This is a genomic window from Nonomuraea sp. NPDC050680, from assembly GCF_040654555.1.
Classification (GTDB): domain Bacteria; phylum Actinomycetota; class Actinomycetes; order Streptosporangiales; family Streptosporangiaceae; genus Nonomuraea.
Genome location: NZ_JBFAIF010000012.1, coordinates 72,593 through 92,426, shown reverse-complemented (window position 1 = coordinate 92,426; position 19,834 = coordinate 72,593). Strand labels below are relative to the sequence as shown.

The following is a 19,834-nucleotide window of genomic DNA, read 5'->3' as shown; positions in this document are numbered from 1 at the left end:
TCACAAGCACGTCGGCGCGGCCGAGCAGCCGTCCCAAGCCGCAGGAGAACTCTCAGGTAGCAACATTGGGAGACCTCCGAACGTGGCGACGTTGACGCCGAACATTCGAGCTACGGCGAGGACTGCAGGTCGGTGATCACCTGTCGGAGGCCGGTTCGGCTGACCTCCGAGGGAGCTTGCTGCAGCGTTCGGTACCCGCACCTACGTCGTCAGGCACTGTTGCATGGTCTTCAATCGTGAGCCCGTGATCGGGCAGACCCGGAGCTCGCGGCCTGTCTCGTCGACAACCTTCCTGCGTCCCAAGGGCCGCTCGAGTAGGACGGGCACTTCGACGCCACGGAGGATGTCGAGCACGGCAGGCGGCCACAACTTGTCCCGCCACATCTCCAGCAGCGTGCGTCCGGGGGGCGGGCAGGCATCGCGAAGCACTATCCGAAGCCGAACACTCGCCTCGGACTCGACGGCTTCGACTTTGTCGGCCTGGAGACATGCCGAGTCGCTCGCCCCGCCGAAGACCTGCAGGATGAGGACCCGTCCTTCCACCATGACCGTGTCGATCCGCCCGGGAAAGGGCGGTTCGACCGGCCGGGACTCCCGCATGCCAGCCACCATGGAGACGGCAACGGCCAGCGCCAGGAGGCAGAACATGCGCCACAGGAAGGGCGGGCCCAGGGGGTTCATTTCTTGTAGACGTCCTTGCCGACGGCCTTCATCACATCATGGAAGTCGGTGAAGAAGGTCACGCAGGTGGACTGGATATTCTTGCCATCGCCCTGTCCGCCACTGAAGATGCCCTTGGCCATCACGTATCCATCGCTCTGGCGGAAAGTGTAGACCGGACGGGCCCGTCGTTCCTGTAGCCCTGGTTCAAACGCTTACGCCGGAGCGACGCGCGAGAGCCCGCAGACCGGAAAGCTTGCTGTGGCGGTCTCGATGGAGCAGGTCGGTGATCACCTGCCGAGGGCCGGGTCGGCTGACCTCCGAGGGAGCGATCTTTTCGGCGATCAGAAGCGCACGCACCGCGCGATCGGTCTTCCCCACAGCATGTACGCCTCGAGCCTTCCGCCCGGCGGTGAGGCTAGTCGACCCCTTACACATCTCTACAGCCTTGTACGGAGACCTCCCATACTTTCGGCGTAGGGGATCTCGGGCAGGCAAAAGGGATCCAGCTCAAGCCGGACCCCTTCTACGGAAAGTGAGCTAGGAGAGGTCGAACTCTCCCTTGCCGGCTCCGTCCAGGAAGGCTGACCACTCTGCGTGAGTGAACGTCAGAACGGGCCCCGATCCGTGATCCTTGGTGTCCCTCACCAGTACCGAGTCATCGGCGCGCCGCATCACCTCGACGCAGCTCCCGCCGTTGTCGCCCGACGCTTTCGCCTTGGTCCAGACTCCTACTGGCAGACCTGGTGTGCTACTCATAGCGGCTCATCACCTCGCGTATGATCTCCCTGCTGGCGTCAACGGGATGCGCCATGTTGGACAGGGCATCCCATCGCACAATAAGCGCTTGCACGGTCTGAGTGCGATTGGTTACTCGACCTTCCTCGACGCTCTCTATGTAGGCGTGGTCAGGTCCGCCGTCCCGCATCGTAGCCACCTCGAACGCGCCCATCAGGCCCGTGGTCAGCCCTGCCGCAAGGGGCAGCACCCTGACTGTGACGTAAGGAGGGTTGAGGATCTCCAGGATTTTCGCGAGCTGTTCGCGCATCACCTCTTTTCCACCCACTGGCCGGTGAAGAACATTCTCATCGACCAGAGTCGAATACATTGGAGGTGGCTTACGGAGAAATACAGACTGCCGTCGAATTCGAAGCTGCACCGCTTTTTCGGCTTCATCCTCCGTCGCACCTGGCTTACCGAGGAAGACTCGCTTCGCATAGCTTTCCGTCTGGAGCAGACCGGGGATGATCATCGGCTCCGAGGTACGTATGGTGTGCGCGGCGGCCTCTACCCGTGGCCACTCCTGGAACCACTTCGGCCCGAGAGAGTTGTGGATCTGTGGGAGGAGCTCGAGGAGCTGCCCCTGGAGGCCAAGAGCTTTCTCGATCTCTCGTGTCAGCGCTTCGCTCGGCTTGCGCATCATGCGCTCGACGTGCCCCACAGCGCTCTCGCTATAGGGAAGTCGCTGCGCTAGACGCTCTTGGCTCAACCCTTGTTCCGTCCGGTACGAACGTAGGCGGGAGGCGAATTCCTTCCATGCCTTCCTACCAGAATCCTGCCCATTTTCGGTCATAACAACCCTTTCGGCCCTCTACCCGTACTCCCTCACTTACGGCCACGCAGTGAATCCGGAAGGAACTGTACGCCTACTTTTGAGGACTGGACAGGGATAGAACGCCATTGTGAGAGGGCCTACCGAAATCGTTGGGCTGTAAGTCCCGATAGCCCCAGATATGCACCCCAGGGTGGATCCATGTATGCACATAGCTCCCAAGTACACCGGACGTTGCTTCGCGCCAATCCCGACACCCCACGCCAAGCCCGCCAAATCGTGCGCATATGGTCAGCCCTTGGCTTGGGGCTGGAAAGTGATCTGCTGGAGGATGTCGAGTTGGTGGTCTCCGAATTGGTGACCAACTCCGTGAAGCATGCACAATTCCTCCCGGGTCGGGAGTGGGTTCAGCTCAGCATCGATATGGATCCAGCGTCCGTCCGCGTGACAGTGACGGATCCTGGCCATCCCACCGAATATCCGCAACGGCGCTGGGCGGACTCGCGGGACTCGAGCGGTCTCACAGTGGGAGGCAGGGGGCTACAGATCGTTGATCATATTTGCCACGGCGCCTGGAGTACGAGCCTGACGGAGAGGCATGAACGCATAGTTCAAGCCCGAATTCCCATAGATCCCCACACCTGGTAGGCGACCGTGCTGAATGAGTGTTTGAGTCCGCATGTGGCCGTCGCCCAGCGTGATCATGTGCGGCTGGAGTGGCGCACGCCGTACCCGGTGCTGGCGCGGGCGCGCGTGGTGGCCTGGACCTGTTTCTGCCGGGCGACGGTCTACGAGCTGTGCGAGAGCGCGGGACAGGCGTACATCCGCCGGACCATCCAAAGCGACAGCGGGCACGAAGTACATGAGAGCTCTATCCGGCCGATCAATGAGACTCGGGCGATCTGGACGGGATTGTTGTCCGGAAGAGCCCGGTAGAACAGGCGTGGCGGCGGGGAATCTGGAGGGACGACGCCGCCACGCCTGCTGGACGACTCCTGGTGATTCAGAATCCGATGGCTTCGCGGAGCAGCAGGACGGTGCCGCGCCCGGGGTGGGGTTCCGCGTTGAGGATGAGAAGGCGGTTCAGAGCACTGGGCACCCCGTAGGCCTTCATGGCGCGCTCGTTCTCCAGCGGAAGGCAGTGTTCTTCGACGCGCCGCAGCGCGGTGTCCAGGTCGGGTACCACCTTCTGCGCCCCGACGATCCAGATCGCGCGGGGCGCGGCGCCCGAGTAGCCGGCCAGCTGGCTTCCGCTGGCCGAGGCGGCCACCAGGGATCCGGTCTCGGTGACCGCGGCGACGCTGCCCACGATGACGTCGGGGCAGGCGATCATCCGCCAGATCTCGGCCGTCTGGGTGGCGCGGTCCATGGTCGTGCTGCGTGCCTTGACGGACTCGTACCGCCCGCTGGTGTTGATGTCCTCATCGATGCCGGACAGGCGGAGGGTCTCGCTGGCCCCGGTGAACACGCTGGCGCCCTCCGGGATCAGATCCTTGACGCGGGTACGCGCGGCGGCGGCGTCGTCGAGGATCTCCACGGTGAAACCGTGTGCGGTCAGCGCGGCGGCCGTCCGCTCCAGGCGCTGCTCGGACGCCTGGTCGGCGAACGGTGTCGCCGGCGGGTCAACGGGCGCCTCGGCCGTGCGGGGCGCCGAGCCTGCCAGTGGAGTGGTGTCGAGGTATCTGACCTCGTAGACCCGCTCGGTGAACTTCCAGCCCTCGCCAGTGCGCTGGTAGCGGTCGTGGTAGATGGCGTAGTTCAGCACCTCGCGGCCGTCGAGGGTACGTGCGAGCTCCTGGATGTAGGTGCGGCCGGTCGCCGTGTCGCCGTCCAGCTGGATCATGCCCGGGTGCGTGTTCTGCACGAAGAAATCCCACTGGCTCTGCAGTTGCTCGCCCCCGGAGCGGATCTGCTCCCGGCCGACCAGCTCAGCGGGGACATCGGGGATCCGCAGCGCGCCATCGTGGGTGAACAGAGTCGCGAGGCGGGCGCGGTCGTGCATCATCGCCGCGTCGGTGAACTCGCCGCGCAACGCCTCGATCTCGACGCGGTCAGCGATGGCCTGAAAGTCACTCATCGACTTCCTCCTGGTCAACCCGAAGCCGGTGTACGACGGCATCGGGTGGTGTGTTTGTCTCAGCAGCTCGACAACACAACCCCGCGGAATGTGATGGGACACGCCAGCCTCACATTCCGGTGCGCTGTCTTGTCGAACTGGCGAGGGCAGATGCGACCGAGGGAGCCGGCTACACCATGACCACCCCATCCGATCCGGAACTGAGCGCGATCATGAGCGAGCGGCGCCAGCTGATCAATGTCGCGTACCGGCTCCTGGGCTCCCTGGCCGAGGCGGAGGATGTCGTACAGGAGACCTACGCCCGCTGGTGCGCCATGACCCGGCAGCAGCAGGACGCCATCGACTCCCCCGGCGCCTGGCTGACGACGGTCGCCAGCCGCATCTGCCTCAACCTGCTCGGCTCGGCCCGGGCCCGGCGAGAAACCTACGTGGGCGAATGGATCCCCGAGCCGCTGCCCGAACGTACGGAGTGGATCACCGGGCGGCCGGGCGGCACCACGGTCGACCCGGCCGACCGGGTCACCCTGGATGAGTCGGTCAACCTGGCCTTCCTGGTGGTGCTCGACTCGATGACCCCGGCCCAGCGCGTCGTGTTCATCCTGCACGACGTCTTCTGCCACTCCTTCGCCGAAGTGGCCGAGATCGTCGGCCGTACCCCGGCGGCCTGCCGCCAGCTGGCCACCTCGGCCCGCCGCCGCATCCGGGCCGCGCAGCCTTCCGCGACTCCGGCGGCCCAGCGCGCCGGCATCGTCAGGGACTTCAAGCAGGCATGGGAAGCCAAGGACATCGACGCCCTCATCGGCCTGCTCGACCCTGACGCCACGGCGATCGCCGACGGCGGCGGCTTCGCCATCACCTTCCTGCACCCCATCGAAGGCGGCGAGCAGATCGCGCACGCCTGGATCGAGCTCGCCGACCGGCTGCCGGGCAACATGACGTTCCTGGAACGTACGGTCAACGGTCAGCCCGGTCTGGTGGCTCAGGAAGACGGCGTGACCGTGACGGTGTTCGCGTTCGAGGTCGCGGGCGACCGGATCAAGCGCATCTGGGTGGTACGCAACCCCGAGAAGCTCCGTCGCTGGACGATGGGCTGAGGCGCGTCCGCGCATCCGCGCCTCAGCCCATCGGTTCGCTGCCTGCCGTACGGTCAGAAGACCGCTGCCTGCCGTCAGGTCAGAAGACCGCTGCCTGCCCGTACGGTCAGAAGACCGACACGCCGTCACGCGTCAGGCGCCAGTTGGTGGCGGCGAAGTCGGACGGGTTGATCGTCCCCTTCGCGGTCGCGTAGTCGATCAGCGCCTGGCGGATCTCCACCTGGGCGTTGTACAGGACCGGCGCGCCCGCGACGTGCGGGAACCCGCCGCCGCCCGACTGCCGGTAGTTGTTGATCGCGACCACGAACTCCTTGTCCGCCGGCACCGGCGCCCCGTCGTAGCTGAGGTTCGCGATCCGCTGCCCCACCGGCTTGGCGATGTCGATGTCGTACGACACGCCCGACAGCTGGTCGTAGTTGTAGTCCGGCGTGTTGCCGGCGTTCGTGAGCTCGGCGACGTCCACGGGGTCGCCGGGAGCCAGCTGGTTGAAGTACTTGGCGGAGTACTCCAGGTAGTCCTTGATCTGGGCGCCCGTCAGCTTCACGGCCAGCAGCGTGTTGTCGTACACGTACAGCCCGGCCACGTCGCGGACCCGGATGTCGCCGGCGGGGAAGACGGCGGTGCGGCTGAACGGCGCGGCGATCGACAGGACCGGGAGCTGGTTGTCCGGCAGCGCCTGCTTGACGGTCTCGACCTGGACCTGCTGGATGTAGTCGAGGATCGGGGTGTCCTTGTAGGGGGACTCGGCGGCCGAGAGCTGCTCCGACGACTTGGCCACGACCTTGTTGACGTAGCCGACCGTGGCGTCGTGCTGCGGCTTGAGCAGGGCGGTGATCTTCGGGTCCTCGGCGGCCGTGTTCGTGTTGAGCGTGGTCGAGGACTTGCCGGTGACCGTCCACCTGCCGCGCTGCTTGGCGAGCTGGAAGTCGATCACGCTCAGGCGCTGGCCCCACTTGCTCGGCTCAGTGAGCAGGACCTGCTTGCCGGTGGCCTGGTTCGTGACGAACCGCTGGGCCACGTCGTTGTGCGCGTGCCCGAACAGCACCGCGTCGATGCCCGGCACCTGCTCCGCGACCATCGCGGAGGCGTTCTCCACGGGCAGGTCGCCGCCGTACGACGACATGCCGTTGTCGCCCGCGTGCGCGGTCACCACGACCACGTCGGCGCCCAGGCCACGGATGATCGGCACCCACTTCTTGGCCGACGCCACCAGGTCGGTGAAGCGAAGTTTGCCCTCTACATTCGCCTTGTCCCAGATCGCGACACCCGGATTGGTCAGGCCGAGCACGCCCACCTTGACCGGCTTGTCGCCCTTGACGTTCATGGTCTTGATCACGAACGGCAGGTAGGCGGGCCGGCCGGTCTTCGCGCTGACGGCGTTCGCGCCGAGCACCGGGGCCTTCATCTGGTGGATCCAGGTGGCCAGCAGGGGCAGGCCGTAGTTGAACTCGTGGTTTCCCAGGGTGACGGCGTCGTAGCCGATGGCGTTCATGGCCTTGGCCATCGGGTGGACCGGGCCGTTCCTGGTGATCGGCTCGACCTTGGCGTAGTAGTACGCCAGCGGGGTCCCCTGGATGGTGTCACCCGAGTCGAACAGCAGCGTCCGGCCGGCGCCGCGCTCCGCCCGCACCTTGTTGACCAGCGTCGACACCTTGGCCAGGCCGACGTTGTTGCCGGCGCTGTCGGCGTAGGCCGCGTCCTTGTAGTAGTCCCAGTTGAGGACGTTGCCGTGGATGTCGGAGGTGCCCATCACGGTCACGGTGACGGTCTTGTCACCGGTCGCGTTCGCGGGTACGCCCACCAGGGCCAGCGCGGTCAGCGCGACGGCCCCCAGCTTCATGATGTGCATGAGGTGGACAGTAATTGCGGCAAGTAACCCATGGATTACGGACCTTCGTCAGGTCAGAGGGACTTGACCGAGGCGTCCTCGGCGGGGATCTCCTTCGGCGCGGCGCGCAGCCAGCGGCAGCCGTGCGGTTCCATGGTCAGCCGGGCCACGCCCCCCTCCGAGACCTCCAGTGTCCCGTCCACCAGAAGGTCCGTGAGCGTGTGCGTCTCCAGGCCCACCAGCTTCAGCTCCACGTCCTGGGCGGTCTCGCCCAGGTTGTGGATCACTACCACCGTGGCGCCGTCGGCGTCGCAGCGGTGCGCCAGGATCGCCGGATCGGCCGTCTCCAGCACCGTGCAGTCGCCCCAGGCCAGCTCGGGGCACTCGCGGTAGCGCTCGATGAGCAGCTGGAACCAGCGCAGCAACGAATCCTGTTGCCGCTTCTGGTCGGCCACGTTGATCCGGGCGGGGGCGAAGGCGGCCTCCGGCATCTCGCGTTCGGGGGTGCCCCGGGTGAAGCCGCCGTCCGGTGACCACTGCATCGGCGTCCGTACGGCCATGCGGCCCTCCGCCTTGAGGTTCTCCCCCATGCCGATCTCTTCGCCGTAGAACATGACGGGAGTGCCGGGGAGGGAGAAGAGCAGGCTGTAGGCCATCTTGATGCGGCGTATGTCCCCGCCCATCATCGTCGGCAGGCGTCGGCGCAGGCCACGGCCGTAGAGCTGCATGTCCTCCTCGGGGCCGAACGCCTGGAAGACCTCCTGGCGTTCCTCGTCCGTGAGCTTGTCCAGCGTCAGCTCGTCGTGGTTGCGCAGGAACATCGCCCACTGGCAGTCCTTGGGCGGTCTGGGACGAGAGCTGAGCGCGTCGGCGAGCGGTGCGGCCTCACAGCGCGCCAGCGACAGCCACGCGCGCTGCATGCCGATGAAGTCGAAGCACATGGTGAGCTGGTCGCCGAGCCCGTCGCCGAAGTAGGCGGGCAGGTCCTTGTAGGCCAGGTTGACCTCGCCGAGCAGCACCGAAGCGCCCTCGCGCCGGGTCATGAAGGCGCGCAGGTCCGCCAGGAACTCGTGCGGGTCGGCGAGCTGGGGCTGGACGTTCTCGATGAGGAACGGCACGGCGTCGACCCTGAACCCCGACAGCCCGAGCTCCATCCAGAAGCCCAGGATCCGGGCGATCTCATCGCGGACCTCGGGGTTGCTGACGTTCAGGTCTGGCTGGTGGCGGTAGAAGCTGTGCAGGTAGTACTGGCCGGTGGAGGTGTCGAGCTGCCAGATGCTGTCCTCCTTGTCGGGGAAGACCACCTGCTTGGGATCGTCGGGTTCCGGCTTGTCCGACCAGACGTACCAGTCGCGCTTCGGCGACTTCTTGCTCGACCGCGACTCGATGAACCAGGGATGCTGGTCGGAGGTGTGGTTCACGACCAGGTCCGCGATCACCCGCAGGCCCCGGTCCTTGGCGGTGCGCATGAACTCCACGAAGTCGCCCAGCGTCCCGAGCCTCGGGTCGATGCTGTAGAAGTCGGTGATGTCGTAGCCGTCGTCCCTGTTGGGGGTGGGGAAGAAGGGCATCAGCCACAGGCAGGTGACCCCGAGCCCCGCCAGGTAGTCGATCTCCTGGGTGAGCCCCCGGAAGTCGCCGACACCGTCGTCGTTGCCGTCCTTGAAGGTCTCGACGTCCAGACAGTAGACAACGGCGTTCTTCCACCACAGATCAGAGGTGTACGTCAGTCGCATGGCGCCACCGCTACCCAGCAGCGGCCCACACATTCAGCGCAGCGCCCCGCCCGTCACCCCAATGTCATGGAAAGCGGCTCTCATCCACATGCGCCGGAAGAGTCCCGTGTGCCATTGAATGTCCGTGCTGTTCGCTAAGCTCTGCAGCGGCAAGGCTGTAGCGCAGAGGTCGTCGCGCCTTACAGCAGGTTGGAGGACGTCGGTTCGAATCCGACCAGCCTTGCCCCAAATCGTGGCGGTCATCGGTGGGGGTGTGGGTGTCGGTCGTCGATCCTGACTTGACCGGGACACCGCAGCCCGGATCAGGAACCCTCCCCAACCCGGCTGACGTCGAGACCTGCCTGCGGGTGATGGCCCAGGCACGCGCGGCGGATCCGGCTGATCCTCGATGGGCGGCCGTGCACGAGGCCGCAGCGCACTTGTACCGGGCGGGGAAGAAGACACGAAAGGCGTCGCGGCACGCCGAGCGCAGGCGACGCGACCACGAGGTCACGGCGGACACGGCGCGCTATCGAGAGCAGGATCCATCCCCCGCGCTCGTCCCGCCGGCAGCCTCGGCGGGCCCCCAGGATCAGGCCGCTTCCGCGGAGTCGGATCCGCCGGGCGACCGGTCCGCGCCGACATGGCGCCCGCTGGTGGGCACGCGACGCTGTTATGTCTGCAAGTCCGCCTACCAGCAGGTGCATCCGGAATACCACCTGCTGTGCCTGGATTGCGCCGAGGAGAACATGGCCCGTCGGCACGCCCGCTGCGACCTGCGTGGCCGCCGGGCGATCGTGACCGGTGGCCGGGTGAAGATCGGTTTCCAGCTGGCGCTGAAGCTGCTGCGCGACGGCGCGGACGTCCTGGTCACCACCCGCTACCCGCGAGATGCCGCCCGTCGGCTCGCGGCCGTGCCCGACGCCGAAGCCTGGCTGGACCGGGTACACGTCCACGGTGTCGACCTGCTCGACCTGGCGGCCGTCGCGGGTCTGCTGGAGTCCGTTCAGCGGCGCTTCAGTCATCTCGACATCCTCGTCAACAATGCGGCCCAGACGATCCGCCGGCCCGCCGCGTACCACCGCGAGGTGCGCGCGGCGGAGCGCGCGCCGCTGAGAGGCCTGGCCGCGCGGATCGACGTGGCGGACCTATCAGGGACGACCGCGCCCGCCGTCGCCGCGCGGATCGACGTGGCGGACTTATCGGGGACGGTCGCGCCCGCCGTCGCCGCGCCGCCGGAACCCGCGCCGGCGCTCGCGACTCCTTCGGGCTCCGGGCAGGCCGTCACGCGGCGGGACGCCCTGGAGGCGCTGTTCCCCGCCGGGCAGACGGACGAGACCGGTCAGCCGCTGGACCTGCGCGACCGCAACAGCTGGAGTCTCCGGCTGCACGAGGTGGACCCGGCCGAGTGGCTGGAGGTCCAGTTGGTGAACTCCTTCGCGCCGTTCTTGCTGACGTCCCGGCTGCGCGGTCTGCTCGAGGTCTCACCGTGGCCGGACCGGTACGTCGTACAGGTCTCGGCGATGGAGGGCAGCTTCTCCCGGGAGCAGAAGACCGTCCGCCATCCGCACACCAACATGGCCAAAGCCGCCCTGAACATGCTGACCCGCACCGCCGCCGCGGACTATGCGGCCTCGGGTATCTACATGAACAGCGTCGACACTGGCTGGGTCACCGACGAACGCCCCCATCCGGACAAGATCGCGCAGCGGGAGGCAGGATTCCGCCCGCCGCTGGACGTCATCGACGGCGCCGCCCGGGTCTACGACCCGATCGTGCGCGGTGTGGGCGGGAACCGGGTGTCCGGCCTGTTCTTGAAGGACTACCGACCGGTGGATTGGTGATGATGGAGCCGACGCCCGTACGCTGCCCCGCGATCGAGCACCTTGACGTGCCGCCGGCCGATCCGGCGGACCTGGATCCGCTGGTCGCCCGGCTGGCCGCACCGACCCTCGTGGCGGCCGACGAGACCTTCCCGCTCGGCACCGTACGGCCCGACGGCCGGGTCGACCTGTGCAAGCAGGGACTCGGCCCGGCTGGTGCGGCGCGGCTGCTCCCGGCCGCGGCGGCTTCGCCACACGCCGTCCATCTGCTGCTGGGCACCAACGCCATCGGGAACGATGGAGCCCGGACCATCGCCGACGCGCTCGCTCCCGGCCACGGCCTGGAGACTCTCTACCTCGGCTGCAACCGCATCGACGCGGCGGGCGCCGAGGCGCTCGCCGGTCGACTGGCCACGGACACCACCGTGCGCGCCGTGTGGCTCAAGCGGAACCCGGTGGGCGACGACGGAGTCCTCGCCCTCGCCGCGATGCTGCGCCGGAACACGACGATCCGCACTCTCGACCTGGTCAACACCGGGCTCACGCAGGAGGGGCTGCGGGCGCTGCTGGTCGTGCTCACCGAGCGGCCGAATCCGGTCGAGCGGCTGTTTCTGGGCGGGAACGGGCTGAGCGCGGAGTCCGGCGACCTGCTGGCCGCGCTGATCCGGGACGCCGGGGTACGCGAGCTCTACCTTCCGGCGAACCATCTCGGCGACGCCGGTGCGGCCACGCTCGCCGCGGCGGCCGACCCCGCCCGGCCGGTGCGCCTGGGCCTCGGTGGCAACGGCATCGGGCCGGACGGTGCACGCGCGCTGGCCGACGCGCTCAGCGGCATCGAGGCACTCGACCTGGGACGCCCGCCATCGGAGCGGAGCCTCGGCGCACCCGCGAACGTCACCGGGGACACGGGCGCGGCCGTGCTGGCCGCGGCTCTGTCCGGCAGCCCGCTGCGCCGGCTGGAGCTGCGCCGGACCGGGATCACCGGCCGTGGCGCCAAGGCTTTGCTGGCCGCCGTTCCCGACGACACCCGGCTGGAATACGTCGGGTTCGGCCCCGGGGTGCCCCGCCAGGTGAAGCGTGCGCTGGCGCCACGGCTCCGTCCCGCCGCCCGGACCCATCCGGACCTGCACGCGATCGGAAGCCTCTACCGGTGAGCGCGGCGCCCCCACCGGCCGGTCTGCCACCTCGTACGCCGTCCCGTTCGTATCCGCCGCACGAGGCGTCCCGGTTGCGGCGGATACGGCGGTACGCGGTCCCCCCGTGGATGATCGATCAGGCGACCGAACGACGGCTCGCCGGCGACTGGCGTGGCGCCTGCGCCGCCGCCAACGTCGATGTCGCCTTCGACCTGGCCGACATCGCGAACGCGCACGGCGACGCCGTCGCCACGGCGCTCGAGGACGACCTGTGCAACTTCGCCCCGGACCTGCTGCGCTGGCACCTGCCCCGCCTGGACCGCGGGCGTACGACGATCGTGCCCGACCAGGTGATGGTCCTGGGGCGGCCGGGTGGAGCCTCAGACGCCCCGTGTCTCTACCTCCAGACACCCCGCTGGATGGCCCACGGCCCGCAGCGGCTGACCCTGCACGTCGGGCCGGTTTACCAGCAGGACACGTATCTGGCGACCGACTGGGCGTACTGCGCGTTCTGGCGCGACGTGGTCCAGGACTGGAGCTCCTCGCGTCACCTGTGGGATGTGCGCCATGTCGATGACCTGCGTGAACGCTGCGGCGGCGACAAGGCTCGGGCGCCGTTCTTCCACAGCGACGGCACACCACGCGGGGCGGACGAGCTTCCCACGGCCGACCCTGGCCGCGCCGACCCAGCCTCGCTCACCGAGTGGGTCACGCTGCTGCACGAACGCGGCGAGGTCGCAGCGGCGTTCGCGGCCGCCGGCATCGAGCTGGACGCCACGCCGCTCGAGGTCGAGCCCTATTACGCGGTGAATCGCGTTGATCCGCTGGACGTTCTCGCGCGGATGCCCCTTGCCTTGACCCGGCTGGAGGCGGAGATCCGTAGCCTTGCGGCCTCAACGGGAACCGACCGTTTCTGGCTTCCGTACCGGCAGTACGCGGCGGTCCTCTTCGAGACCAACGGATCGGATGCGGGGCTGCGCGTCCGATTCGTCGAGTTCGAGATGGGCACGGAGCCTGCGGACATGGTGCTTCCGGAAGCGTGCTGGCGCCGCCTGCCCGACCTTGACCTGCTGCGGGACGGCTGTCCGCCGGAGCGGCTCCATCCGCTCGTACGCGAGGCCCTGTTCCCCAGCCGCGCCGTGCACGACGTTCCTATGGGGCCGTCCGAGCCGGAACTCCAGAAGCCGGTGCGGATCCGCTGCCGCGGCGAGTGGCACCAGGTGTCCTTCCGTGACGGCGTCCTGCACATCCCGCACAGCGCGGAGGAGCAGCAGCGGGAGAGCGCCATGCGGGCGTTCGGGGGCGCGATCGCCGGCTGCTTCGCCGCACGGCACACGTGGACGTCCGGAACCGGACGGCTGCCCAAGGCCCTGCGCGATCAGCGAGGGGAGCTTTTCTCGCGGGCCCAGCACGGCGACCTCCCGGGAGTCCTGCGACTGCTGGACGCCGGCGTGGATCCACGCGTCCGTGATGGCCGGCAGCGCACCCTGCTCCACATGCTGCACCTGCTCGACCCCGGCGCCGATCCGAGGGTGCCCGGCCATGGAAGGCGCGAGTCGGCCCACCGGCTGCGACACCTCGACCATGATGGCCTGCTCGGGCGGCTCCTGGCGGCGGGCCTGGACATCGACGCCAGGGATGAGGGCAAGCGCACGCCGCTGTTCTCCGCGATCTGCGGGGAAGGTTCGGTGGCGCTCATCCACGCGCTGCTCACCGCAGGGGCGCGGATCGACCTGACCGGCGAGATCGACGGCGAGCCCGTCTCGCTCTACCGCCTGATCGCCTGGCTCGATCGCCAGGACCTGGACTTCATCACGGACCGGATCGAACGCGAGCATCCGGAACTCACCGAGGAACAGTGAACGCCGTCAGCACACCAGTCCCCGCCCCCACGGCCGAGGCAGCGCCGCGCCACACGCCGTCGTACCCACCGGACGAGGCGTCGAGCCGACGGCGGATCCTGCGGTACGCCGTTCCCCGGTGGATGATCGAGCGGGCCACCGAGCGACGTCTCGACGGAGACTGGCGCGGCGCCTGCGCCGCCGCGAACGTCCACGTCGCGTTCGACCTGGGCGACATCGCCCGGGAGCATGGCGGCGCCGTCGCGACCGCCGTCGAGGACGACCTCCGCCATTTCGCACCGGACCTGCTGCGCTGGCATCTGCCGCGCGTCCTGGAGGGGCGGACGACGATCCGCACCGGCCAGACGGTGACATTGGGCGGTTATCCGGGTGCGGCCGCCACGCAGTATCTGTACGTCACCACGCCGACGATGGTGGACGGGCCGCAGCGGCTACTCCTGTGCTTCGGCCGGATCGATCATGTCTTCAGCTCGGGCGGTCATCGGCGCGTCCTCAACTGGACCACGCTGCGGCATCTGTGGGATGTACGGCACACCGGCGCGCTGCTGGAACGCCATGGTGGCGGAGACCGGCCGCCGTTCTTCAACGCGGACGGGACGCGGCGCGCCGCCGGGGAACTGCCCACGGCCGACCCCGGTCCCGCCGACCCGCCGGCCCGCGCCGAATGGGCGACCCTGCTGCATGAGCGAGGAGAGGTCGAGGCGGCGTTCGCCGCGGCGGGGATCGCACTGGATCCGTCACCGCTCAAGCACCGCTGGGGCCCGATCGATCCGTTGCCCGTCCTGGAGGCACTCCCGCTGGCGCTGACCAGGCTCGAGCCGGAGATCCGGCTGCTCATCCGCGAGGGCTCTGGGCGTCGCTTCCAGATTCCGCATTCCTACCGCAGCTCCCTGCTGCTCGAAAGAAGCAGATGGGTCGACAAACTGCGGATCCGGATCATCGACTCCAAGGAGATCTCCGACACCCCGGTGCTGCCCGAGGCGTGCTGGCAGCGGCTGCCGGACCTCGACGCCCTCCGGCATGACGACGCGGATCCGGACCGGCTGCACCCACTGGTCCGGGACGCGCTCTTCCCGCTGCGTGCGGACCCCGCCGATCCGGTCGGACCACCGGATCCGCGGCTCCCGTCCCCGGTTCGGGTGCGCTGCCGCGGTGAGTGGCACGAGGTGTCCTTCCAGGACGGGGCGCTGCGGGTGCCGCACAGCGCGGACGAGCAGCGGCGAGAGCAGGCGATGCGGGCGTTCGGCGGCGCGGTCGCCGGCTGCTTCGCCGTGGCGCAGACAGTGACCTCCGGCGCGGGCCGGCTGCCGAAAGCCCTGCGGGAGCAGCGGCGGGAGCTGTACAGCCGCGCCCAGCACGGTGACACGCCGGGAGTGCTCAGGCTGCTCGACGCCGGGGTCGACCCGCGCTTCCGTGACGGTCGGCGCCGCACGCTCCTGCACGCGCTGATCCACCTGGACCACGAGGTCCTGCTGCCGCGCCTGCTGGCGGCCGGGGTCGACCTCGAAGCTGTGGACCACAACCAGCGCACGGCGCTGCACGTGGCGGTCGGGGACAACGGCTCCGCCGCGCTGGTACGGGCGCTGCTGGCCGCCGGAGCGAACCCCGACGTCGCCGACGACATGGGCCAGTCACTCTCCCGGCTCATCCGCTTCTTCAAGCGCACCGACCTGGACTTCCTGCTGGACCGGGACCGTTAGGACGAGGAACATTGACCGTCACCGATGAGAAGCTCACACCGGATCCGCTGGCCGCGGCCGACGAACTGGTCCGCCGGCTCGGCTCCCAGCGGACGGAGCCGGCCGCGAACCCGCAGCTGGAGGCGCTGTCGCTCGCGGTGTCGGCGAACCTCCCCGTGCTGTTGTGGGGCGAGCCGGGGATCGGCAAGTCCGCCGGCCTGCAGCAGCTGGCCGCCGGGCTCCGCGTCCCGCTGGAGACGGTGATCGCGAGCGTGCACGAGCCTTCCGACTTCGCCGGCCTTCCGATCATCGGTGATGATCCGGCCACCACCGGGGTGCCGATGGCCCCGCCCGACTGGGCGGTGCGGCTGGCCGCGGCCGGGCGCGGCGTCGTGTTCTTCGACGAGCTGTCCTCCGCTCCCCCTGCCGTCCAGGCGGCGCTGCTGCGGGTCGTCCTCGAACGCCGGGTCGGCAGCCTGCCGCTCCCGGAGTCGGTCCGTGTGGTCGCCGCCGCCAACCCGCCGTCCAGCGCCGCGGACGGCTGGCACCTCAGCCCGCCACTGGCGAACCGGTTCGTCCACCTGCAGTGGACGCACGACCCGCGGACGGTCGCACGAGGCATGGCCGGAACCTGGCCGGCCGTGCCCCTGCCGCTCATCGATCCGGCCCGGGTGCCCAGCGCGGTCGCCCGCGCCCGCGGGGTGGTCTCCGGGTTCCTCACCGCACGGCCCGGCCTGGCTCACCACCTGCCCGGCGACGCGGAGAGCCGAGGCCATGCCTGGCCGTCGCCGCGTACCTGGGAGATGGCGCTGCGTCTGCTGGCGGTCGGGTACGCCGCCGGCGCCGACCAGAAGGCGGTCGCGGCCGCGGTGATCGGCGCGGTGGGCGACGGCGCGGGCCTGGAGCTGCTGTCCTACCTCGACCAGCTCGACCTGCCCGACCCGGACCGCGTTCTGGCCAATCCGGACGCCTTCGCACTACCGGAGAGGGGCGACCGGCAGCTCGCCTTCCTGACGGCCGTCGTCTCAGCGGTGCAGAGCGACCTCACGCGGCGGCGCTGGGAGGCCGGCTGGGCGGTGCTGGCCAAGGCCGTCGACGCCGGCGTACCCGACGTCGCGGCCCGGGCCGCCGCGGATCTCGCCGCGCTGCGCGACACCGACTGGCCGGTGCCGAGCGGCATTGACGCCTTCCTCGATCTGCTCCAGCTGTCCGGTGCGCTGCCGAGCGCCCTCTGACCCATGGCCGAACTCGACCGGGTCAAGTTGCTCGCCGCGCGGTATCTTGCCGCGAGCGACCGGCCGTACCTCGCCTCCGCGCTCTACTCGCTGACGGTCGTGCCGAGCGGCGGCGTGCCGACGATGGCCGTCGACCGGCACTGGCGGTGCTACGTGTCACCGGCGTTCGTCACGGCGACGCCCGTTCCCGAACTCGCGGGCGTATGGATCCATGAGCTGGCTCACGTGCTGCGCGACCACCACGGCCGTGCGGACCGGCTACCGGCCACCGACCAGCGCGACCGATTGCGGGTGAACGTCGCCCAGGACTGCGAGATCAACGATGACCTGCTCGCCGACGGGCTGGCACTGCCGGAAGGCCGGGTGGAACCCCGCACCTTCGGGCTGACGACCGGACGGCTGTTCGAAGAGTATCTCCCGCATCTGCCGCCGTCCGCCGTCTGCTCCGACTGCGGCTCCGGCGCCCACGGGTCACCGGGTGATTGGGAGATCACCGGTGACGGCGGGCCGGGCGGCGTCAGTACGGTCGAGGCCGAGGCGCTGCGCCGGCATACCGCCGAGGCGATGCGCGCCCACCGGCGCAACCGCGGCAGCCTGCCGGCCGGCTGGCAACGCTGGGCGGAGCAGATCCTGGAACCGACGGTCGACTGGCGCCGCGTCCTCGCGGGCGCCGTACGGGAGGCGGTCGCCTGGGCCGCCGGGGCGGTCGACTACACCTACCACCGCCCGTCCCGCCGCACCGCCGCACTGCGCGGCGTCGTCCTGCCGAGTCTGCGCCGCCCACTGCCGGCCGTCGCGATCGTCATCGACACCTCGGGGTCCATGGGCGAGGACGACCTCGCGGCGGCCCTCGCGGAGGTCACCGGCGTGCTACGGGAGGTCGGCGTCGGCGGTAATCGGGTCACGGTGCTCGCTTGCGATGCCGACGTGCACACCGCTGCTCGAGTGACGTCCGCGCAGCAGGTGAATCTCGCCGGTGGCGGCGGCACGGACATGCGAGTCGGCATCAGGGCGGCCCTCGCCCTGCCCGAACGGGTCGGCGTCGTGATCGTGCTGACCGATGGCTTCACTCCGTGGCCCGACGCACCGTCGTCGGCCCGCCTCATCGCCGCGCTCATCGGTGCCGACCCGCCGCCTCCGCCCGCCTGGGTCGAGGCCATCCGCATTTCTCGAACCGCTGACGCGTGAGATCGGTCTCGGCTGCTGATCGGCGATCGACGCCTGGCGCACACATTCAGAGCAGCGTCCCGCCGGTCACCTCGAAACCGGCGAGCGCCTCGTCGACGCGGGCCAGCGTGTCGGGGTGCAGGACTAGGTCGGCGGCGGCCAGGTTCTCCTCGATGTGCGCCGGCGTGCGGCTGCCCGGGATGGCCACCACGTGCTCGTACTGGTGCAGCAGCCAGGCCAGCGCCAACTGGGCCGGGGTGATGCCCAGGCGGGTGGCCAGGTCCCTGATCGGGGCATAGCGGTCGTTGTTGCTCGCGAGATTGTCGGCCGAGAAGCGGGGCGCGTTGTGCCGGAAGTCGCCCTCGCCGAGCCGCTGGACGGTGCCGGTGAGGAAGCCGTTGCCCAGGGGGCTCCAGGCCACGATCCCCACGCCGAGCTCGCGGGCCGCCTTGAGGAGGTCGGGATCGACCGGCCGCCACATCGACCATTCGTTCTGTACGGCCGCCACCGGGTGCACGGCGTGCGCCCTGCGCAGCTCGTCGGCGGTCACGTTCGACAGGCCGAGGTGTCTGACCAGCCCGGCCTCGACCAGCTCGGCCATCGCCCCGGCCGTCTCCTCGATGGGCACGCCCGGGTCCACGTAGTGCGCGTAGTAGAGGTCGATCACGTCGGTGTCCAGGTTGCGCAGGCTCCGCTCGGCGTAGCGGCGGACCAGCTTCGGCTCGGCGTTCACCCGCAGCTCGCCGAACGCGTAGCCCACCGGCTGCGACCTGCTCGCCTCGCCCTCCGGGACGGCCACGCCGAACTTGGTGGCGACCACCACCTCAGCACGCCGTCCCTTGATCGCCCGGCCGACCAGGCGCTCGTTGTGGCCGTTCACGCCGTAGGCGTCACTGGTGTCGATGTGGACCGCCCCGGCGTCGAGTGCCGCCTTGAGCGCTGTTTCCGCGCGGGTGTCGTCGATGTCGCCGTACACGCCGGGTGACAGCACCATGGCGCCGAAGCCGATCGCGGGGACCGTCAGGTTGTTTCCAAGTTCACGGGTCTTCATGCGGTTCATCCTGCTGGCGGTACGGGCGGCGCGTCCAAGACCTTCTGCTATAACCAATGGCTATGGACGTGCACCTGCGCGACTTGCGCTATTTCGTGGCGGTCGCCGAGGAGCTGAACGTGACCCGGGCCGCCGAGCGGCTGTTCGTCTCCCAGCCCGCGCTGTCCAAGCAGCTCAAGGCGCTGGAACGGCAGCTCGGCTTCGGCCTGTTCGAGCGCGTGCCCACCGGGGTGGTGCTGACCAGGCAGGGTGAGGCGCTGTTGCCGGTGGCGCGCGACCTGCTTGACCGGTGGACCGCCGGGCTGGAGACCGCCAGGGCCGCCGCGCCCACGGGCACCCTGGTCATCGGCATGCAGACGGCCGTCGGGCGCGGGCTGCAGCACGAGGCGCTGCGCCTGTTCCGCGCGGCGATGCCCGGCTGGGAGGTGTCGCTGCGGCTGGTCGGCTGGGACGACCCCAGCGGTGGCCTGGCCGACGGCGGCTCCGACGTGGCCTTCATCTGGCTGCCCGTGCCCGAGGGGCTGAGCACGCATGTTCTGGCCACCGAGGGCAGAGGCGTGGCCATGCCGGACGATCATCCCCTCGCCGGGCTGGTGGAGATCCCGTTCGAGGCCCTGCGCGACGAGCCGTTCATCGCGCTGCCCGCCTCGGCCGGGCCGCTGCGCGACTACTGGCTCGCCCGCGAGTTCCGTACCGACGAACCGGTCATCGGGGTCACGGCCAACACGCCTGAAGAGGTGTTCGAGGCCGTGACCAGCGGACTGGGCGTCGTCCTGGTGGCCGAGGGCAACGCCGCGCTCTACACGCGGCCGGGCCTGGTCTACCGCCCGGTGACCGGCCTCCCGCCGGGCGAGCTGGCCATCGCCTGGCGCTCCGGCGATAAAAGACGAGAAGTCAGGGTATTCATCGACGCGCTTCGAGAGAGCGCCACTAAGGTCTGACCGATACGGATCCC

18 protein-coding genes and 1 tRNA gene are annotated in these 19,834 nt (G+C 69.3%); 11 read left to right on the top strand and 8 right to left on the bottom strand.

Annotation, left to right across the window (positions count from 1 at the left end):
- Positions 1 to 201: 201 nt before the first annotated feature.
- The 4 genes from AB0H88_RS32885 to AB0H88_RS32870 form a co-directional block, all read right to left on the bottom strand.
- A complete protein-coding gene (locus tag AB0H88_RS32885) occupies positions 202 to 681 on the bottom strand; it encodes a hypothetical protein (RefSeq protein WP_357651331.1) in 480 nt (159 codons plus the stop codon).
- Positions 678 to 803 (bottom strand): hypothetical protein, encoded by a 126-nt coding sequence (locus AB0H88_RS32880; protein WP_357651329.1) that lies wholly within the window; start codon positions 801 to 803, stop codon positions 678 to 680. The genes AB0H88_RS32885 and AB0H88_RS32880 overlap by 4 nt, the downstream gene beginning before the upstream one ends.
- A 397-nt stretch (positions 804 to 1,200) precedes the next feature.
- Entirely contained in the window at positions 1,201 to 1,419 is a 219-nt protein-coding gene (locus tag AB0H88_RS32875; protein WP_357651327.1) for a DUF397 domain-containing protein, read from the bottom strand.
- Entirely contained in the window at positions 1,412 to 2,233 is an 822-nt protein-coding gene (locus AB0H88_RS32870; RefSeq protein WP_357651325.1) for a helix-turn-helix transcriptional regulator, read from the bottom strand. The genes AB0H88_RS32875 and AB0H88_RS32870 overlap by 8 nt, the downstream gene beginning before the upstream one ends.
- A 180-nt stretch (positions 2,234 to 2,413) precedes the next feature.
- Here AB0H88_RS32870 and AB0H88_RS32865 point away from each other — a divergent pair, with 180 nt between their 5' ends.
- Positions 2,414 to 2,860, top strand: a complete 447-nt coding sequence (locus tag AB0H88_RS32865; protein WP_357651323.1) for an ATP-binding protein — start codon at positions 2,414 to 2,416, stop codon at positions 2,858 to 2,860.
- A gap of 21 nt (positions 2,861 to 2,881) precedes the next feature.
- The gene (locus tag AB0H88_RS32860; RefSeq protein WP_357651321.1) at positions 2,882 to 3,148 is read left to right on the top strand and encodes a hypothetical protein; all 267 of its coding nucleotides are present in this window, start codon (positions 2,882 to 2,884) and stop codon (positions 3,146 to 3,148) included.
- Positions 3,149 to 3,215: 67 nt separating this feature from the next.
- Here the strand turns inward: AB0H88_RS32860 and AB0H88_RS32855 are convergent, their stop codons facing one another.
- Positions 3,216 to 4,289: an LUD domain-containing protein gene (locus AB0H88_RS32855; protein WP_357651319.1), complete on the bottom strand. Its 1,074-nt coding sequence runs from the start codon at positions 4,287 to 4,289 to the stop codon at positions 3,216 to 3,218.
- A gap of 176 nt (positions 4,290 to 4,465) precedes the next feature.
- Here AB0H88_RS32855 and sigJ point away from each other — a divergent pair, with 176 nt between their 5' ends.
- The gene (sigJ, locus tag AB0H88_RS32850) at positions 4,466 to 5,383 is read left to right on the top strand and encodes an RNA polymerase sigma factor SigJ (protein WP_357651317.1); all 918 of its coding nucleotides are present in this window, start codon (positions 4,466 to 4,468) and stop codon (positions 5,381 to 5,383) included.
- A gap of 106 nt (positions 5,384 to 5,489) precedes the next feature.
- Here sigJ and AB0H88_RS32845 read toward each other — a convergent pair whose 3' ends face one another.
- Entirely contained in the window at positions 5,490 to 7,232 is a 1,743-nt protein-coding gene (locus AB0H88_RS32845; RefSeq protein ID WP_357651315.1) for a 5'-nucleotidase C-terminal domain-containing protein, read from the bottom strand.
- 53 nt (positions 7,233 to 7,285) lie between these two features.
- Positions 7,286 to 8,947 carry an alpha-amylase family protein gene (locus AB0H88_RS32840; RefSeq protein ID WP_357651313.1) on the bottom strand — a complete coding sequence of 554 codons (1,662 nt, stop codon included), beginning with the start codon at positions 8,945 to 8,947 and terminating at the stop codon, positions 7,286 to 7,288.
- A gap of 151 nt (positions 8,948 to 9,098) precedes the next feature.
- Here AB0H88_RS32840 and AB0H88_RS32835 point away from each other — a divergent pair.
- The 7 genes from AB0H88_RS32835 (at position 9,099) to AB0H88_RS32805 (ending at position 17,849) form a co-directional block, all read left to right on the top strand.
- Positions 9,099 to 9,170 (top strand) — tRNA-OTHER (locus tag AB0H88_RS32835).
- Between the two features lie 55 nt (positions 9,171 to 9,225).
- The gene (locus AB0H88_RS32830; RefSeq protein ID WP_357651311.1) at positions 9,226 to 10,770 is read left to right on the top strand and encodes an SDR family NAD(P)-dependent oxidoreductase; all 1,545 of its coding nucleotides are present in this window, start codon (positions 9,226 to 9,228) and stop codon (positions 10,768 to 10,770) included.
- Positions 10,770 to 11,903 carry a gala protein gene (locus AB0H88_RS32825; protein ID WP_357651309.1) on the top strand — a complete coding sequence of 378 codons (1,134 nt, stop codon included), beginning with the start codon at positions 10,770 to 10,772 and terminating at the stop codon, positions 11,901 to 11,903. Before AB0H88_RS32830 ends, AB0H88_RS32825 begins: the two co-directional genes overlap by 1 nt.
- A 110-nt stretch (positions 11,904 to 12,013) precedes the next feature.
- Positions 12,014 to 13,747, top strand: coding sequence for a hypothetical protein (locus AB0H88_RS32820; protein WP_357651307.1), 1,734 nt, complete (start codon positions 12,014 to 12,016; stop codon positions 13,745 to 13,747).
- Positions 13,744 to 15,447 carry an ankyrin repeat domain-containing protein gene (locus AB0H88_RS32815; protein ID WP_357651306.1) on the top strand — a complete coding sequence of 568 codons (1,704 nt, stop codon included), beginning with the start codon at positions 13,744 to 13,746 and terminating at the stop codon, positions 15,445 to 15,447. Before AB0H88_RS32820 ends, AB0H88_RS32815 begins: the two co-directional genes overlap by 4 nt.
- Before the next feature lie 11 nt (positions 15,448 to 15,458).
- Positions 15,459 to 16,661 (top strand): AAA family ATPase, encoded by a 1,203-nt coding sequence (locus tag AB0H88_RS32810; protein ID WP_357651304.1) that lies wholly within the window; start codon positions 15,459 to 15,461, stop codon positions 16,659 to 16,661.
- Between the two features lie 3 nt (positions 16,662 to 16,664).
- On the top strand, positions 16,665 to 17,849 hold the full coding sequence (locus AB0H88_RS32805) for a VWA-like domain-containing protein (RefSeq protein ID WP_357651302.1): 1,185 nt from the start codon (positions 16,665 to 16,667) through the stop codon (positions 17,847 to 17,849).
- Between the two features lie 46 nt (positions 17,850 to 17,895).
- Here AB0H88_RS32805 and AB0H88_RS32800 read toward each other — a convergent pair whose 3' ends face one another.
- The gene (locus AB0H88_RS32800) at positions 17,896 to 18,879 is read right to left on the bottom strand and encodes an aldo/keto reductase (RefSeq protein ID WP_357651300.1); all 984 of its coding nucleotides are present in this window, start codon (positions 18,877 to 18,879) and stop codon (positions 17,896 to 17,898) included.
- A 56-nt stretch (positions 18,880 to 18,935) separates the two neighbouring features.
- Between AB0H88_RS32800 and AB0H88_RS32795 the strand changes: the two genes are divergently transcribed.
- Positions 18,936 to 19,820 (top strand): LysR family transcriptional regulator, encoded by an 885-nt coding sequence (locus tag AB0H88_RS32795; RefSeq protein ID WP_357651298.1) that lies wholly within the window; start codon positions 18,936 to 18,938, stop codon positions 19,818 to 19,820.
- Positions 19,821 to 19,834: the final 14 nt, after the last annotated feature.

Coding starts and splice junctions, on each gene's coding strand:
- AB0H88_RS32885 (WP_357651331.1), bottom strand. CDS start 681: ATGAACCCCCTGGGCCCGCCCTTCCTGTGGCGCATGTTCTGCCTCCTG.
- AB0H88_RS32880 (WP_357651329.1), bottom strand. CDS start 803: ATGGCCAAGGGCATCTTCAGTGGCGGACAGGGCGATGGCAAGAATATC.
- AB0H88_RS32875 (WP_357651327.1), bottom strand. CDS start 1,419: ATGAGTAGCACACCAGGTCTGCCAGTAGGAGTCTGGACCAAGGCGAAA.
- AB0H88_RS32870 (WP_357651325.1), bottom strand. CDS start 2,233: ATGACCGAAAATGGGCAGGATTCTGGTAGGAAGGCATGGAAGGAATTC.
- AB0H88_RS32865 (WP_357651323.1), top strand. CDS start 2,414: ATGTATGCACATAGCTCCCAAGTACACCGGACGTTGCTTCGCGCCAAT.
- AB0H88_RS32855 (WP_357651319.1), bottom strand. CDS start 4,289: ATGAGTGACTTTCAGGCCATCGCTGACCGCGTCGAGATCGAGGCGTTG.
- sigJ (WP_357651317.1), top strand. CDS start 4,466: ATGACCACCCCATCCGATCCGGAACTGAGCGCGATCATGAGCGAGCGG.
- AB0H88_RS32845 (WP_357651315.1), bottom strand. CDS start 7,232: ATGCACATCATGAAGCTGGGGGCCGTCGCGCTGACCGCGCTGGCCCTG.
- AB0H88_RS32840 (WP_357651313.1), bottom strand. CDS start 8,947: ATGCGACTGACGTACACCTCTGATCTGTGGTGGAAGAACGCCGTTGTC.
- AB0H88_RS32825 (WP_357651309.1), top strand. CDS start 10,770: ATGATGGAGCCGACGCCCGTACGCTGCCCCGCGATCGAGCACCTTGAC.
- AB0H88_RS32820 (WP_357651307.1), top strand. CDS start 12,014: ATGATCGATCAGGCGACCGAACGACGGCTCGCCGGCGACTGGCGTGGC.
- AB0H88_RS32805 (WP_357651302.1), top strand. CDS start 16,665: ATGGCCGAACTCGACCGGGTCAAGTTGCTCGCCGCGCGGTATCTTGCC.
- AB0H88_RS32800 (WP_357651300.1), bottom strand. CDS start 18,879: ATGAAGACCCGTGAACTTGGAAACAACCTGACGGTCCCCGCGATCGGC.
- AB0H88_RS32795 (WP_357651298.1), top strand. CDS start 18,936: ATGGCTATGGACGTGCACCTGCGCGACTTGCGCTATTTCGTGGCGGTC.